Below are 17,011 nucleotides of genomic sequence, written 5' to 3' on the forward strand. Positions count from 1 at the left end.
AGGGTTATTTCTTTTGATCATTGGTGAAATCTTAAAAATATTAAAAAGAATCAGAAAATTATGAAGGAGTTAAAAGAATGAGTCACGCAAAGAATTTTTATGCTGGTCCCTCAGTATTACCTATTTCAATTTTGGAAGAAATTCAAAAAAATATGGTGGATTACATGGGTTCCGGGTTGTCCCTGATGGAAACAAGTCACAGATCTCCCGAATATGATGAAGTTCATATGAATTCTTTGAATCTGATACGTGAAATCTATGGAGTTCCGGATAATTTCAAGATTCTTTTTATTGGTGGCGGTGCGACCATGCAGTTTTCAATGATACCCCTGAATTTCCTCAGTGGTGGTAGAAGCTGCGATTTTACATTGACGGGTGCCTGGTCAAAGAAAGCCTATAATGACGCCATTAAATTGGGAAAAGTCAATGTTATCTTTGATGGTAAGGACGAATCCTATACCCGTCTTCCAGATCCTGCAAGCCTCAAAGCAACCCCGGGAGCCAGTTACTTCCATATGACTTCGAATGAAACCATCGGCGGTATCCAATGGAAGGATTGGCCCGATACAGGAGATGTACCCATAATCTGTGATATGTCCAGTGACATAATGAGCCGTCCGATTCCATTTGAAAAATTCGGTATGATTTATGCTGGTGCACAAAAGAATCTGGGGCCCAGCGGTGTTGCTATCGTCATTATCAGAGAAGATATGCTCGAGAAGTGTAATCCTGATATTACAGCCTACCTGGATTACCGTATTCATGCAAAAAAGGATTCTTTGTACAACACACCTCCTGTATTCCCAATTTATGCCATGAGTCTGATCCTTCAAAAAGTGAAGGCCGATGGTGGTCTTAAGTCTATTCAGAATCGGAACGAAGAAAAATCCAGGTTGATCTATGATACTATAGATAAGAGCGGTAACTTTTATAAATCACCTGTAGACGTTTCAGTTCGTTCAGATATGAATGTTGTATTTACATTGGATTCAACTGATCTTGAAAAAGAATTTATAGCTGAAGCCAAAAAGAGACAGATGGTTGGATTGAAAGGTCATGTCTCTGTGGGTGGATGCCGGGCATCCATATACAATTCACTACCGATCTCTGATGTAATGGCCCTTGTGGATTTCATGAATGAGTTTCAGAAAGAAAAAAGCTGATTCAGAGGGAGCCTCAAGGCTCCCGGATAAGTGGAGTTCAACATGGATGATCTGAATAAAGGAATATTAAGAGAACTGCGGGATGGCCGTAAATCCTATAAACTCATCGCTGAAACTCTGGCCGTCACAGAGAATACGATTCGTTCAAGGGTTCGTAAGATGGAAGAGCAGGGTGTTCTTGAAATCAGTGGTTTTGTGAATCCAGATGAAATCGAAAACCTTCAAATAATCATGATTGGAATCCGGACTAGGTCCATGGATTATATCTCCAAGGGTGAAGAAATCAGCCGTCTCAAGGGTGTTCTTTCGGTATCCGTCGTGACAGGTCGTTTTGATCTGATTGTCACGGTTGAACTGGCAGGAGATCATCAGATGCTTGAATTCCTCAAAAATGAACTTTCCCGGATAGATAGTATTGAAGCCATCGAGACATTTGTTGTATATAAAGGTTTCAATCTGAAAGTACCCTACCTTCAATAATTAAGGAAAAACAATGAATTACAAAGAAGTCCTGGCAAACTGCGGGATTGCTGTTCCCGAATTGCTCCTGCCAAATAAAACCATCTCTTTGGAGAAATGGTCCGTTGTTGCCTGTGATCAGTTTTCTTCAGACAGCTCCTATTGGGACAAAATCAAGATCCAAACAAAGGGAGAAGCCAGCACAGTAAACCTGATTCTTCCTGAATGTTATCTGGATGAATCGAAATCAAGAGTTCCAGAAATCAATAGAAACATGGAACGCTATCTCAATGATGGAACCTTGAAATCCGCAGGATCAGGCTTTATCTATCTGGAAAGGACCACTCCCTGGACCGAGAAAAGGAAAGGTCTGATCCTAGCCCTTGATCTGGAGGCCTACAGTTACGAAGCTGGGGCCATCGCTCAAATCAGGCCTACCGAAGGAACTGTCCTGGAACGACTTCCTGTAAGAGCCCAGATAAGACAAAACGCTGTGTTGGATATTCCTCATATCCTGGTTCTTCTGGATGATGCTGAAAATAAACTGTTCAATTATCTTGAGAGGAATAAGAGTACCTTTGATGAGGTTTATGATTTTAATCTGGCTGATAATGCCGGTCATCTCACTGGTTTTCAGGTTTCGAAGGCATCTGACCTGGATGTTCTTTCTGGAATTTTTGATGAATTGAGAAGCCGTGCCGATTTTCTATTTGCCGTGGGAGACGGAAACCATTCCCTCGCAGCTGCCAAACAACTCTGGAATAAAATCAGGGATGAGAGTGGTGACATGGATCACCCTGCCAGATATGCCCTGGTGGAAATTGAAAATATTCATGATCCAGGTGTTCGTTTCGAACCCATTCATAGAATATTGTTTGATTGTCCACTGTCAGATTTCAAGACCGATTTCCTGTCATATCCTGGAACAGTGATAAGGGAGATGGATTCCTGGGAAAAAATGAAAGAGGAGGTCGAAAAACTGAATCAGGAGGGAACTTTTACGGTGGGTATGATTGGATCAGAAGGGTGCAGCCTCCTGATCCTGGATGATCCTAAGGCTACTCTTGCCTCAGAAGCTTTTCATTCATTCCTGGATCCCTGGATGAAGAAGGGTAAATGTGGAGAAATTGACTATATACATGGTGAATCTGCTCTGCGGAATTTATCAGAGACAGCGGGAAATCTCGGATTTTACCTTGCACCCATTAATAAAAATACTTTTTTTCAGTTTATTAACAAGAGAGGACCTATGCCGCGAAAGACATTTTCCATAGGTGAAGCGGAAGAAAAACGCTATTATCTTGAATGCCGCAAGCTCATACCCTGATGTTTCTAATTTCAAAAATCCTGACCGCGATGATCCTTCCTCCAGGATGTATTATCGTGGTTCTTTTTCTTTTTTTAATACTGGGCCATACAAGGAAGCAGAAACAAAGAGACATCTTCTTTTATTCATCCTGCCTGATGCTGGTCTTATTCTATCTGCTGTCAATCCGTCCTGTTTCGGATATCCTTTTGTCTCCTTTAGAAAAATATGCGACTGATTTTGCCATTGAAACCTCTCGACACAATACAGAGCAGGAGGCTGAGCTTATCGTAATTCTGGGGGGAGGCAGTATACTCACTACCGATAGAGAGGGGAAACTCATATCAAGACTATCTCCCATAGGCACTGCGCGCCTGCTGGAGGGGATTCTTCTTTCTGATGAATTGGGAATCCCTCTGTTATTCAGCGGGGGGAATGTGCTCAAAGGAGAAGGAGCCGCCACCGAAGCCGATGCCGCAGAATCCATATTGATGCGATCCCGATTGTCGACAAATCAATACCAACTTGAAGACAAAAGCCGCAATACTTATGAGAATGCCCTGTTCACTGCCGAAGAGACAAAAGCAAGGGATATTATTCTGATTACTTCGGCCTTTCATATGAAAAGGAGCATTTCCTGCTTTCATAAGGCGGGATTTAGAATTATCGGCATACGTCCTGTGGACACCCGTTTGGATCGTAAGGCTTGGAACCTGATTGATTTTTTCCCCGGAATAGAATCCATGCAGAGCAGCATAACCGCTCTGCATGAATACGGGGGACTCCTGTATTACAGAATCTTCTACAAACTGTGAGTATCAGCTTTTTCTATGGCCGCAAGGCGCTCTGACAGCACAGGATGACTGTAATGAAAAGTGCTATAGAGCTTATGAGGAGTCAGATTGGAAAGATTTTCACGGCTGAGCATTAACAGAGCCTGAGCCAGGGCACTATTGTTACTGACGGCCCTACAGGCATAGGCATCGGCTTCATACTCATGCTTTCTGGACCAGAAATGACTCAAGGGTGATAAGAAGAATGAAAAAGGAGTTGAACAGAACATCAGAATAATCAGAATGGAGTGATACCCTCCTTCGGCAAAAGTAAAGGCTTGAAACAGGGCATCCCAGTTCAGACAAAGGCTGGTTACAAAGAGAGTGCCTGTCAGACTGATAATGCTGACAACCAGTCGTTTTGGAATATGTTTCAGCTTATTGTGCCCTATTTCATGAGCCAGCACTGCTTCGAGTTCCTCTTCACTGAGAGATTCAATGAGGGTGTCGAACAACACAATTCTTTTAAACTTCCCTAGACCTGTAAAATAAGCATTGCTGTGTCCCGAACGTCTACTGCCGTCCATGACATATATGCCGGTGGTTCCAAATCCGCACCTCTCAGCCAGCCCCTGCAATCTTGTTTTTAAACTCCCATCTTCAAGAGCTGTGAATTTATTAAAAAGGGGAGCAATCAGTACCGGGTAGAGTAAAAGAATAAACAGCTGGAATACTATGATAAATGCCGAGGCATAAATCCACCAGAATGAGCCGCTCTTATCCATAAAAAAGAAGAGCCCCCACAGGAGTGGAACTGCCAATACTGGAATGAGGGCCATCTGCTTGATCATATCTGTCAGGAAGAGGGACAGGGTCGTCTTGTTAAAGCCGAATTCCTCTTCTATCACAAACTGTGAATATAAAGAGAAGGGTATGGATGAGAGAGAATAGATGAAAGAGAACACAAGAATATAGAGAATACTGAACAGTGTACCCCCGGGTAATATATTCAGCATAAATGTTTCTAATTTTCCCGGAAAGCCGGTTAAAACAATGATGAGAAGAAAGAGAAAAGACCAGGCAGCAGACAGTAATGCGAAACGACCCTGAACAAGAGTGTAACTGACTGACTTGTCATAACCTTCCTGATTGATTGTTTCCTGAAAGGCTTTTGGAACTTCAGATCGATTTTTTATGGTACTGTTTAAATTCAAAATACTCAGGAACCAGGATACAAGAAACTCAATGACAAAAAGTGAAATGACCAATATAAGAATTAAGGATGATGACACGATTATTACCTCCCATCGGCGGACCCATGCGGGTGCAAAAAAAAACCCTGCTTATGCAGGGTTTATTGAATTATAATGATTAAAGAGCGGCAATAGCTTCTTTCATCTTGCCTTTTGCAACAGCAGATTTACACTGTTTACAAATAGTAACTTTCTTTCCTTCAAATTCATTTTCATAAACAACCTTGATAGCTGTTCTTTTGCAAAGGGGACAAGTTCCTCTTCCGCTTTTAATTAATTCCCTGATTCCCTGACCTCTATGAGCTTTAGACATAAATTCTCCTTAACTGATAGTATGAGTAACTCATACCTGTATCTGTTTTTCATAAATTAATTGTTAAATATACTACTGTTTGCATCAATACTGAAAACACAGAAAAACCATATTTTAACTAGAAAACTATATCGACAGTCTATTAAAAAGTCAATCCTGCTAAACCTTTAAGCTGTCAGAAATAGAGAAGAGAATTGATACCAATTTCAGTTTCACCGGGTTCTCGAAGGTTAATACCCGCATCCATTGTAAGAGAGAAACTGCTGAGAATGGCAGGAAACAGAATAATTGCGATTCCGGCGGTGTATTGGATGTCATTTTTTACAAGTTGTTCATTCCTTCTTTTTACAAATCCCATATCTATAAAGGGAGAAATCTGAAGATCTCCGATTTTTTCAATTGATACGGCATTGAAGGGAAAGCTCTGATTCAAATATAGTCCCCGATCTCCATCGAGTTTATAATCTAGGATGCCCCTCAACCTATCTCCAGCATTTCGTTTGAAATCATTGTAATAGTAAAAGCTTGAAATTCTCGCATTATAGCTGATGACGGGGGTATAGAGATATGTTTTAAATTTGCTGTCAACCCATGATACAAACCGGCCTTTTTGATAATCATATTCTATCTGATTTTCAATACTGGCATTTATTCCCTGTCTGAGTGATCCAATCCAGTTCACACTGTCCCATTGCAGAAAATGATTATAGGCCGGGACAGTCCCGGTCAGGGTGAACTGGCTGTTTTCGAAATCTGTTGAGTTGTAAATAAAATTATATGCATAGGGCCATCTTAAAATAGGGCGGGCTGAATATTGAAGGCTCGGAATAATTGGGAAATTGATACTGATTCTGAATTCAGTTTGAATATAACTGTATTCGAGATCCACGTTTCCATTGGAATCTGCAGTCTTAATAGTTTCCCATAATTGATTGAAACGGAGATCAAGAAAGAGTGATCCTGCACGAAGTTTTGTCCAGTCTGCTATGATTTCGGATTTTAAATCAGAATAGTAACTGGTCAATTTAAAATTGGTCAGTGTCCCGGCGACATTTTTGTAATCAAGGCCCAAACCCATTACGAGCCCCAGATTATCATCAAAAGTATAAACAGGAATGGGGAGAAAGGTCCAGGAATCTTCAAGTGTCACAGTGACTTCAACATCCATAATCAGCTCTTCCGATTTTATGATGTGATAAGAGGTCAGAACTGTTTGAAATACTTTTTTATTTATAAGGGTTTGCCGCTGTTTCTGAAGGTACGAGTCCAATTGATAAACCGAAGAAAAAACACGTCCATATTCCCAATTCAGATCTTTAACGAGAGCATTCACTCTCGTATTTCCGTCAATATTGTAGACGACATGATCAATGCGTATCAGTTTCCCGGATAAATCTTCTCCAAAAAGAGGAACATTCCAAAAAATGAGAAGGATTGTAATGACTAAAAGGGCGCTGAATTTCCCGGAAGGGACTCCTGAAATCATAAAACATAATAGCGGGATTGGTTTTTTAATGCGAGTAAAAAATTATGATTTGAACCTTGTTGCAGATAAGATGTTTTATTATTAAGATATGTTTATGATCGAATCAATGGGGCGATGGTTTCGGGAGAAGGTAAAAGGAAGCAGCTATGCTTTCAACTTTTTTCTTTTTTTACTCAAGGAAACAATTCATTTCCCCTGGACCAAGAAGGTCGGATTCAATGTTCTGATCATGCAGATCTATTTTACCGGTGTTGAGGCTCTCTCTGTGATTGCTCTTATATCATTGGGAATTGGTGCGGTCATCATCATACAGGGTGTCGCCTTACTCCCTATGTTTGGTCAGAGTGATCTTATGTACACAATCCTGATTCTGGTGATTACCCGTGAACTCGGCCCCATGTTGACCGCCTTCATTATAACAGCCCGGTCAGGCAGTGCCATCACTACCGAACTCGGTAACATGGTAATATCCCATGAAATGGAGGCATATATGTCTGTGGGTATCCATCCTGTGTCCTATCTGGGAGTCCCCAGGCTTTATGGTGTCATTCTGGCAATGCTATTTCTAAATATTTATTTTAATCTTTTCGGATTATTAGGTTCCTACCTGGTTGCATCTCTCATTCATGATATTCCTTTTCGTGACTATCTTATACATCTTGTTAATGCGCTTACTCCGGCAGATATTCTCTCTGCCTTCCTTAAGAGCATTATTTTTGGATTTATAATTGCTGTTGTTTCCATCTATTACGGATTTAACGTTAGTAGAGCCGTTACCGAAGTTCCTCAGAAGACAATTAAATCCATAGGAACGAGTATCACCCTGTGTATCATAGCCGACGCTATCCTTGTCATAGTCACACGTTTATAGGAGTACTGGATTGAATTGGAATGAAGTGCCTATTATCCTTGATGATGTGAGTCTCCACGATGGACTTGATCCAATAGTTGAGTCGATTTCCCTCGAGTTTAAACCATCTGCCGTTACGGTTCTGATGGGCGGGTCGGGAAGCGGCAAATCCACACTTTTGAAAATTGCAGCGGGATTAACTCCTATCTCCAGCGGGCAGGTCTTATATGGTGAAAAGTCTCTCTATAAATTGAATCAGAAAGAATATGCCCGAATGCAGCAGCATACGGGTTTTATGTTCCAGGATGGAGCTCTCTGGGCGAATATGAATATTCAGCAAAATCTGACTCTACCTCTGGTGATTTCAGACCCCTCAAGTGCAGCCTTAGATGTGGAAAGAAAGGTCAGGGATAGTTTGATTGAATTCAATATGATCTCGGAAATGAATAGCAGACCCGCCACACTCTCTGCAGGAGAACGAAAAATTATTTCTTACCTCCGTGCCGTCATATCCAATCCGGATATACTTTTTTTTGATGAGCCCACTTCTTTTATAGACCGGAAGGGAGCACTTCAGTTGATTAAGGCCTTATTCAAATTTAAGAAAGAGGGAAAAACGATCCTGGTTGTGACTCATGATCTGACACTGGCAAAATCTCTGGGAGATTATATTGTTTTCATGAACGACAGGAAGGTCGAACTCTACGACAGTATCGATGCCTGTATGAAATCTGAAAATGTAAACTGGCTTAATTTTATTGAAGACCGGTCAACAGATCAAAAAGAAAGTGTTGATCTGAACACCGAAACCCATCATAGTTTAGTACAGGAAGAATAAAATGAAATTTGGATTCAGACATGCTGATAAATTTGTCGGGCTATTTATCCTTATAGCTGTCGTTTTTATCAGTTCATCTCTTGTTGTCACCAGTATCAACCGCCGATGGTTTGCCCGGGATTATGAATATTACTCCCGTTTTTTCAGTGCTACCGGCCTGAGTGTGGGCATGCCCCTTAAACTCAGAGGATTTGAGATTGGAAAAATTAAACGCATTACCCTGAATGATCAGAATAAGGTAGATGTGACATTCATTATTTATGACACCTTTATCAATAAAGTCACTGTTGATTCGGTCCTAGAATTGGCATCGAATCCCCTTGGTCTGGGAGGTGGTCTTAATTTTTATCCCGGATTGTCTTCTGATTCACTCCTGGAGGAGTTCAGCTATATTCCCTCCAATCAATCCAGGGAGGGAAAAGAACTGTTATTGAGCGGTAAGGCAGATATTCCCGGGGGGGAGGATGCCATTACTGCGATTATGGAAAATATTAATCCCATCCTTCTGGGTGTGGACAACATGATCTTTTCAATGACAGGGATACTGGAGCAAATTGAAAGTGCTCTGGCGGGAAATCAGAGCGGTCCTTTAGGGGGAATGCTTGTTAATCTGGAAGGGACAACAGCTGAGATCAATACAATTCTGCCAGCGGTTGAATCCATATTGATTGAAGTCCAGAAAATGACTGCCTCCCTGAGCATCCTTATGTCAAATCTTGAAGATCCTACCGGTCTTGTACCGACCCTGTTGGATCCCAGCGGATCCTTTGACACTCTTCTCAATGATGATAACCAGATATACAAACACATAGACGGAATTCTTGAAGAAATCCATACAAACCTTGAAAACCTGTCTTCCATGACAAATGACCTCAAAGGAATTACCCCTGAACTGAACGGTGTTTTAGATGAAACCACTGCTGCTATAAAAGAGGGTAAAAAAGTACTTGAAGGTTTGAGCAATAATCCACTCCTCAGAAAAGGAATTACTGAAGAAACCAGTGCTTCTTATCAGCATGGAGCACTACGGGATGAGGAGTTTTAGGATGAAACAGAGAATCCTTATGATTATTGTAACGATCCTTTTGACCGCCTGTTCTTCCATTCCCAAGGAAGCACGAGTTCAGGCAGTGAACACCCAGAAAGACCAGGCCGCTGTGTATCTTGAGAGGGGTCATCGTGAATATACCTGGGACAACTATGAATCGGCTCTCCATCAATACATGAATGCATTTACTCTTTCCTCTTCGGTTGACTGGCAGGAGGGAATGGTGAAATCACTGGTTCATCTGAGCAGAGCCAGTGACCGAATGAAAGAGTCAGTTCGTGCAAAGATTTATCTGGATCAGGCTGTCGATTTAATGACCGAGATTGAATCTCTGGAATTGAATACTCTAGTGCTCAACCGCAAAACCGAATGGTTCCTGTTTAATGATACGCCAAAGTCTGCTCTTCAATTGAATGATGATGTGTTGAAGAACATAGATAAATTAAAAGGGGAAGAAGCCGGCGAGGTCTGGAGGATCAGAGCTGTAGTTTTAAAAGCAATGAAAGACTATGACCAGGCTCTGATTGCCATAGAAAAGGCTTTGGAAAGAGATCAGAAGGGGAATTATCTATCCGAGCTGGCCAGTGATTATTATATCAGGGCCTCTGTTCTTTCACTCAGCGGCAGAGAAGAGGAAGCGGCCATATCCATGACCTACGCATTAGAAAAAGATAAATTTATTGAAAACACACCCGGAATTGCACAGGACTTGTATGGTTTAGGACTGATATATGAAAAAATAGGGGAAAACGAAAAAGCAAATCATTATTTCCAACGCTCATACCTGGTACAGAAGGGGGCGAATCGTAATGATATTCCAGAAAAACTGCTTGAAAAACTACAAAATCTTGAAAATGGGAGTCCCTGGATAAAGGATACCGACGCATTCTAATACATTGTCATTAAAACCTATCTCAGATAAAATATATCCAACACAAATATGTTTCTAAAGGATGCAGATATGTTCGGATTTATTGTTATCGCTATTATTGCTGCATTGGCCTTTGCTGCTATTAACTTTTCGGCTGTCAAAAAGAAAGACGCCGGATCAAAAGAAATGCAGTCCATTGCCAGTGCCATACAGGAGGGATCTGACGCATTTTTACGTCTAGAATATTCCCTTATCCTGAAAATTGTTATAATTATTGCCATTCTTCTTCTGGTCGTGGTTTCATGGTATGCCTGTGTGGCCTTTATCCTGGGAGCCATCATGAGCGCCAGTGCCGGTTGGATTGGAATGAAGATCGCCACAATTGCAAATGTTAGAGTTTCAAACACTGCCAATGTTACCAAGGACATCGGTGCTACCCTGAAGGTTGCCTTTCAGGGCGGGAGCGTCATGGGTCTCTGTGTCGGTGGTTTTTCACTGCTGGGACTGGCCGTCATCTATTATGTTTTCGGGATCCTTCTGGGGCAGACCGATCCTGCTCATCTGGTCATTAAAACCAATTGGCTGGGAATCAATGATATACCCTTTACCATGACAGTATCCGGCTATGCCCTGGGATGCTCCATCATTGCCATGTTTAACAGGGTCGGTGGTGGCATTTATACCAAAGCTGCTGATATGGGAGCCGACCTGGTTGGTAAAACCGAGGCTGGTATACCTGAGGATGATCCCCGTAACCCGGCAACCATTGCCGATAACGTGGGTGATAATGTCGGTGATGTTGCCGGTTTAGGATCAGACCTGCTGGAGAGTTTTGTAGGAGCTGTCATTTCGGCCATGGTTCTGGCATCCTATATCTATTTTACAAGCGGTCATTCTGCAAATCCTGTTACCGGAGAGCTTGTAACCAAGCTTATTTCCTATCCCCTGATTTTTGCAGCAGCCGGTCTTGTTTCATCCATGATTGGTATTTTTGTCCTTCTGAAAAGTAATGTTTCAAAAAAACCTCACTCTGAATTGAATAAAGCCACCTTCATTGCTGCCGGTCTCACGATTATTTTAACCGCAGTATTGACCTGGTTCGTGTTTAAAAATATGGATTTAAGTTCAGCCGGTTTTAAACTGGGAGCACTGTCTCCCTGGCTCTGTGCTGTGCTGGGAGTCGTCAGCGGGATTTTTATCGGGCAGCTTGCCGAACGGTATACAAGCTATGATTATAAACCGACAAAAGGTATTGCCGCGGCTTCTCTGGAAGGGGCAGCCCTCACTATAACCCAGGGAATGGCTGTGGGAATGAAATCTGTAATCGGGCCTGTCATGATACTGGGAGTAGCCATCATTGGGGCCCATTCTATTTCAGGTCTCTATGGAGTCGCCATGGCTGCCATCGGTATGCTTTCTTTTGTAACCATGACTGTTTCTGTAGATACCTATGGTCCAATCGCAGACAATGCCGGCGGAATCAGCGAAATGACTCATCTGGATTCTGATGTTCGGGAAATTACTGATGAGCTGGATGCCGTTGGAAACACAACCGCGGCCATTGGTAAAGGCTTTGCCATTGGTTCTGCGGCTCTGGCGGCACTGTCTCTTTTTGCTTCTTTTCTATACGCCCAGGCCGGTCCGCAAGCAGCAGAGGGGGTTGATCTTGTCTTGAATATGATCAATACAATGACCCTGGCCGGAGCACTCATTGGAGCGGCATTACCCTATCTGTTCTCGGGGATTCTGATAGAATCGGTTGCCAATGCGGCACGTAATATGGTTCAGGAAGTACGACGTCAGTTTGCCGAAAAACCGGGGATACTGACGGGAGAAGAGTTACCTGATTATAAAGAGTGCATTTCTATCTCTTCTGCAGGAGCACTCCGGGAAATGAAGCTTCCCGCCCTGATCTCAGTCGTTGTACCATTGTTAAGCGGTTTTATCTTCGGTCCTGAATTTGTAGGCGGACTGCTCATCGGGACAACCTTAAGCGCCATAATGCTGGCATTGTTCACGGCGAATGCCGGAGGGGCCTGGGACAATGGTAAAAAATATATCGAGAACGGACATTTCGGCGGTAAAGGTTCTGATGCTCATTCAGCCGGAGTTATCGGTGATACCGTAGGTGATCCTCTCAAAGACACGGTTGGTCCCTCTCTGGACATCCTCATCAAGATCATGGCGGTAATATCCCTGATCTCAGTATCCATTTTCAGTAAGTTTAATCTTTTTTCATTGCTGGGATAAGTTTCTTCATCTTATATTTGAATTATCAGCCGGTTTTCAAAATGAACCGGCGATTCCAAGGAGGCTTTAAATGGCTTTACATTATTATCTTACTCTCTTTCCCATGGAAGCAATGATCGCATCACAGCTCGAACCTGAGCAGTTTGGATCCTATATGGCTCTGGGTGATACCAAGGCTGCCGCAGAACAACTCATGTTTATGGAAATAAACGGCGGATTCGGTACATTTTTTGACTGGGATTTTGCTGATAAGAAATGCATTCCCCATTCAGACGGCAGGCCTAAAAGATCCCTTTACCTGTCTGTTTACCGTGCCCTTGAAAATATTCCCCTTGATGCAATGAGCACACTCTATCTTGTTACAAAAGACGGGCGCTCCCTTGCTATTGAAAAGGGTGATTATACACCCCCCCTGAATTGGACCGGATACGCTCTATACAGGGAGTATTGTCCCATGTCACCTCTGGCAGTCAGTACGCTGGATCCAAAGAACTTTGGTGATTTCCTGACGGATCCCCTGAATAAAGTACATGCCCCAACAATCTTTTTTGCAGATTTAGCTGCAGGAAATCCAGATGACATAGAAAACTCAGGGAATGTCGGTCAAATTTATAACAGGAATCTGGAGCATCTGAAAGAATGTATCCACTCTCTCCAGTCGGGTAAAGGTAAAATGACAAAGATCGTAGACAGATCCAATTTCAGTACTTCATTTTATCAGATTATTGATAATGGATTTTATGCGGCTACCCAGGATGGGCTTGTCATGTATGCTTTTCCCTCCCGTGAAGAACTGAAGAAAAAGAACTATGACTGGGCTAAATCGTCCCAAATTTTTTAATCAACAATAAGTTCCTTATAAACCCGAATATTTGATGTTCGGGTTTATATGTCAAATTTTATATTCTCTGTATATAATAACAATTAAATACAAATCGGAGAGAATCATGGATATTCATCAGGAATTTTTTTTCATCAGAAATCTCTTATTGATGCTTGTCCTTGTGGTAGGACTCTTTATCATGCAATCCCTGGCAGGAATCATGCTGCCCCTTGTCATGGCCTTGTTGTTGAGTATCTTATACCTTCCTATTGTTCTTTATCTGGAAGCAAAAAGAATTCCCATGGGTCTTATAGTCACGTTTATTGCTGTATTTACTCTGGCGGTCATCCTTGTCGTTGCCAATATTTTTATATCCACCATCAATGAAATTATCGGACAGCAGGATTTTCTGATCAATCAGCTGGAAACAAAATTCCTTGCTATTGCCGGAATCCTGACCAGCCTTCCATATTTGAATCTGGATCTCCTGACGATTCAGGAAGGCCTGAATAATCTATTAGACAGAAATATGATTACCACGGCTGCCAGCGGAATATTACGAGGAGCCAGCAGTTTTGGCTCTTCCTTCCTGATGTTCACTCTCTATTTTTTATTCCTTCTGCCGGGAATGAGTCATTATCAAAGCTTTCTCAGATATGTAGGAGGTGAAAATGAGTCTCTCCTGAGAGATTATGAAACCATTCAAAAAAATGTTTCCACCTATATGATAATAAAAACAATTCTTAGTCTTGTTACCGGGACAATCACCTGGGTGATCTGTACGATACTGGGACTTAAATTTGCTTTTTTCTGGGGATTTTTGACCTTTATCTTAAATTTCATTCCCAGTATCGGTTCAATCATTGCCACAATCTTACCTTCCCTTATGGGGTTGATCCTGTTTGACAGTTACAATAAGGTTCTTCTTCTCCTCATTCTTTTAGGAGTAAATCAGATGATCATAGGCAACTTCCTGGATCCCCGGATCATGGGAAACCGCCTCCGCCTCAATACTGTTACAGTTCTCTTCGGTCTTGTCTTCTGGGGAGTTATCTGGGGAATCCCCGGCATGCTCCTGTCTGTTCCACTGTCGGTCAGCATGAAACTGATGCTTGAAAAGTCACGATCCTGGAGTATGATTGCCAGAATCATGGGTTATCCTGAAAAGCCTGCAAAACCTTCCCGTAACAAAAGACCCTTCTTCAGGAAAAAAGAATAAACTCTTTATTCTTTCTCTTTATTGAATCAGACGTTGAACAGCCCGACTCTATCCCTTATAATGCATCCTGAAATTATACAGGAGTAAAACCAATGACTGTTGATTCTTTATATGAAAAATTCAATCTGATTCAATTTGGAGAAATGCCTGAGGACCACCTCAGATCTGTTTGTGAGCATTATTTTCCAATAATTAATGAAATAGAGGAATTGAAGAAGCAGACGAATACAATCGTACTGGCTCATTCCTATGTCAAATCAAATATCATTTATGCAGTGGCTGATTATGTAGGAGATTCCTACGAACTGAGTAAGAATGCCCGGGATGCAGATGAGAAAAGGATCATTTTTGCGGCGGTTCGCTTCATGGGTGAAACAGCTAAGATTCTGAGTCCGGATAAAGAGGTTCTGATTCCCGGTACCGATCCAGCCTGTTCTCTGGCCGACAGCATTACAGCAGAGGATGTCCGTAAGCTGAAAAAAGAGAATCCCGGCTATGCCTTCCTCTGTTATATAAATACAAATGCCGATGTGAAGGCAGAGTGTGATGCCTGTGTAACATCTTCCAACGTTTACAATATTGTTGAAAAATATCCTTCTGATAAAATTTATTTTGTCCCTGATAAGCTGATGGGCCAGAATGTCATTGATGAGATGGAAAAGAGGGGTGTGAAGAAAGATATTAAGGTCTGGAACGGAACCTGTTATGTTCATGAAGAGTATGACGCATCCCTCGTTGATGCTCTCAGGGAGAAATACAAGGATCTGTCGGTGCTGGTCCATCCCGAATGCGGGCCCTCGGTTCTTGAGAAGGCTGATTTTGTAGGCAGTACATCCCAACTCTATAATTTTGTCAAGCATCAGAAAGATGGTCATTTTCTGATGCTCACAGAGTGCGGCCTCATTTCAAGAATTGAAGCAGAATTGCCGGGAAGAAAATTTGTGGGTAGCTGTTCACTCTGCAAATACATGAAGTCAAATACCCTTGAAGGTATACTCCGTGTATTAAAAAACCCGACTCCCTCGGACTATGTTCAAATAGATATAGGGGTACAGGATCGAGCTCTGAAATGCATCAATCGGATGTTTGAAATCGCGGAATCCTGATTTTATCATTGATGATGAGAACGGCGGTAATGGATAAAGCACCTCCGGCTAATGTATTCCATTCTGCTCTTTCCCCCAGAATGATTCGACCCAATAAGAGAGCCAGTACAGGGATCAAAAAGGTCATTGTACTGGCTTTTGACGCCCCCAGACGGGACGCTGCCAAAAAATAGACTCCTGCACCAATGGTACCGGCAAATAAGGCCAGATAAATTATATTTACCCAACCGACTGTCGGGATTTTGAGGCTTAAATCAATCCATTCTCTGGGTAGAAAGAATGCCATGAGAAGGGTTCCAAAACCGTATAAAATGGAATTAAACCAGAGAGGGTGCATTTTTTTTTGAGCCTGCTGGCTCATCAAAGTCAGTACAGACCAACAAAAAGCACAGCCGAGAAAAAGAAGATTGTGACTTTGAACCAGAGCTCCTGTTTCCCATTTCCAGGGTTCCATCAATAGCAGACCACCAGTCAATCCTAAGAACAGTCCTGTTTTTTGATCCCCCATGATTTTTTGTCTAAACAGAAAAGATGATAAAAGGTAGGTTATCAGGGGATTCAGCGTTGTGACCATCACTCCTCCCTTACCGGCGAGTGATCCTTTCAGGCCTAAAAGAAAGAGGATGTTATACAGACAGATGAAAAGAGATGCTCCCAGACTGAAGGCAAGAGATCGTCTGTCAGGAGATGTTATTTTTTTTATCTTGAATAGAAGAAAAGGAAGGAAGGATACAAATGTAATCAAAAAGCGCCAAAACACGATCAACCCCGGATTGATTTCAGACGCAATCATTTTGGCTGAAACCCAGCTGCCGGCCCAGAGACTCATGGCAAGAATCATAAGCAGGAAAAAGCGGGATTCATTTTTTTTCATGGTGAAACTGATCCTTAATTTTATTCAACAGGGTAGAGCTGTATTTATCTCTATTATAAGGTTTGAGATGTTTCACTTTGTAATGGTGATCAGAGTGCTTCATCCATTCATGAATGCTTTCCGCCAGAGCCTGCTGATCATGTCCCAGACAGATAATGTCAGGTCTAATCCTGTTCAGGATGGAAAATCCTCCAATTTGCTCATCCGCAAGACAGGCTTCAGTCACAAGAGGATGATTCTGAATAAAATGGAGTCTGCTCAATTCATCATGAAGGGGACTCTTCTTTTTGAATGACTCTACAAAACTATCTCTGGCAACAACAACGATGAGTCTGTCGCCATATTCTTTTGCTTTTTGCAGAAAATATTCATGTCCTGG

At 42.1% G+C, this 17,011-nt stretch carries 17 protein-coding genes; 12 read left to right on the plus strand and 5 right to left on the minus strand.

Annotated features, from left to right (window positions below):
- Positions 1–77: 77 nt before the first annotated feature.
- From serC to PF479_RS06475, 4 genes are read left to right on the plus strand one after another with little or no spacing between them, the layout of a single operon-like run.
- The gene (gene serC / locus PF479_RS06460) at positions 78–1,163 is read left to right on the plus strand and encodes a phosphoserine transaminase (RefSeq protein ID WP_298003770.1); all 1,086 of its coding nucleotides are present in this window, start codon (positions 78–80) and stop codon (positions 1,161–1,163) included.
- 42 nt (positions 1,164–1,205) lie between these two features.
- Complete coding sequence (locus PF479_RS06465) at positions 1,206–1,643, plus strand: Lrp/AsnC family transcriptional regulator (protein ID WP_298003773.1); 438 nt, start codon at positions 1,206–1,208, stop codon at positions 1,641–1,643.
- 13 nt (positions 1,644–1,656) lie between these two features.
- Positions 1,657–2,949 (plus strand): DUF1015 domain-containing protein, encoded by a 1,293-nt coding sequence (locus PF479_RS06470; RefSeq protein WP_298003776.1) that lies wholly within the window; start codon positions 1,657–1,659, stop codon positions 2,947–2,949.
- Positions 2,950–3,005: 56 nt separating this feature from the next.
- Complete coding sequence (locus PF479_RS06475; RefSeq protein ID WP_298003779.1) at positions 3,006–3,743, plus strand: YdcF family protein; 738 nt, start codon at positions 3,006–3,008, stop codon at positions 3,741–3,743.
- Here the strand turns inward: PF479_RS06475 and PF479_RS06480 are convergent.
- From PF479_RS06480 to PF479_RS06490, 3 genes are all read right to left on the minus strand, one after another.
- Positions 3,731–4,993, minus strand: coding sequence for a M48 family metallopeptidase (locus tag PF479_RS06480; RefSeq protein WP_298003782.1), 1,263 nt, complete (start codon positions 4,991–4,993; stop codon positions 3,731–3,733). The two genes, PF479_RS06475 and PF479_RS06480, sit on opposite strands and share 13 nt — an antisense overlap.
- Before the next feature lie 79 nt (positions 4,994–5,072).
- Positions 5,073–5,267: a hypothetical protein gene (locus PF479_RS06485; protein ID WP_298003785.1), complete on the minus strand. Its 195-nt coding sequence runs from the start codon at positions 5,265–5,267 to the stop codon at positions 5,073–5,075.
- Positions 5,268–5,442: 175 nt separating this feature from the next.
- A complete protein-coding gene (locus PF479_RS06490; protein ID WP_298003788.1) occupies positions 5,443–6,753 on the minus strand; it encodes a hypothetical protein in 1,311 nt (436 codons plus the stop codon).
- 94 nt (positions 6,754–6,847) lie between these two features.
- Here PF479_RS06490 and PF479_RS06495 point away from each other — a divergent pair, with 94 nt between their 5' ends.
- The 8 genes from PF479_RS06495 (at position 6,848) to nadA (ending at position 15,758) form a co-directional block, all read left to right on the plus strand.
- Positions 6,848–7,624: an ABC transporter permease gene (locus tag PF479_RS06495; RefSeq protein ID WP_298003790.1), complete on the plus strand. Its 777-nt coding sequence runs from the start codon at positions 6,848–6,850 to the stop codon at positions 7,622–7,624.
- Between the two features lie 10 nt (positions 7,625–7,634).
- On the plus strand, positions 7,635–8,441 hold the full coding sequence (locus PF479_RS06500) for an ATP-binding cassette domain-containing protein (RefSeq protein ID WP_298003792.1): 807 nt from the start codon (positions 7,635–7,637) through the stop codon (positions 8,439–8,441).
- Position 8,442: 1 nt separating this feature from the next.
- Positions 8,443–9,486 (plus strand): MlaD family protein, encoded by a 1,044-nt coding sequence (locus PF479_RS06505; protein WP_298003794.1) that lies wholly within the window; start codon positions 8,443–8,445, stop codon positions 9,484–9,486.
- 1 nt (position 9,487) lies between these two features.
- Positions 9,488–10,381, plus strand: a complete 894-nt coding sequence (locus tag PF479_RS06510; protein WP_298003796.1) for a hypothetical protein — start codon at positions 9,488–9,490, stop codon at positions 10,379–10,381.
- Positions 10,382–10,450: 69 nt separating this feature from the next.
- On the plus strand, positions 10,451–12,610 hold the full coding sequence (locus tag PF479_RS06515) for a sodium-translocating pyrophosphatase (protein ID WP_298003799.1): 2,160 nt from the start codon (positions 10,451–10,453) through the stop codon (positions 12,608–12,610).
- A 70-nt stretch (positions 12,611–12,680) separates the two neighbouring features.
- Positions 12,681–13,451, plus strand: a complete 771-nt coding sequence (locus PF479_RS06520; RefSeq protein ID WP_298003802.1) for a hypothetical protein — start codon at positions 12,681–12,683, stop codon at positions 13,449–13,451.
- A 106-nt stretch (positions 13,452–13,557) separates the two neighbouring features.
- The gene (locus PF479_RS06525) at positions 13,558–14,652 is read left to right on the plus strand and encodes an AI-2E family transporter (protein WP_298003805.1); all 1,095 of its coding nucleotides are present in this window, start codon (positions 13,558–13,560) and stop codon (positions 14,650–14,652) included.
- Between the two features lie 92 nt (positions 14,653–14,744).
- Complete coding sequence (gene nadA, locus PF479_RS06530) at positions 14,745–15,758, plus strand: quinolinate synthase NadA (protein ID WP_298003807.1); 1,014 nt, start codon at positions 14,745–14,747, stop codon at positions 15,756–15,758.
- On the opposite strand, the gene PF479_RS06535 is transcribed toward nadA, so the two are convergent.
- Both PF479_RS06535 and PF479_RS06540 read right to left on the minus strand, forming a co-directional pair.
- Positions 15,727–16,632 carry a DMT family transporter gene (locus tag PF479_RS06535; RefSeq protein WP_298003810.1) on the minus strand — a complete coding sequence of 302 codons (906 nt, stop codon included), beginning with the start codon at positions 16,630–16,632 and terminating at the stop codon, positions 15,727–15,729. The genes nadA and PF479_RS06535 overlap by 32 nt on opposite strands.
- Positions 16,619–17,011 (minus strand): adenylyltransferase/cytidyltransferase family protein (locus tag PF479_RS06540; RefSeq protein WP_298003812.1); only part of this gene is annotated, 393 nt, incomplete at its 5' end. The genes PF479_RS06540 and PF479_RS06535, both read right to left, overlap by 14 nt.

The sequence above is a fragment of the Oceanispirochaeta sp. genome (assembly GCF_027859075.1).
GTDB lineage: Bacteria > Spirochaetota > Spirochaetia > DSM-2461 > DSM-2461 > Oceanispirochaeta.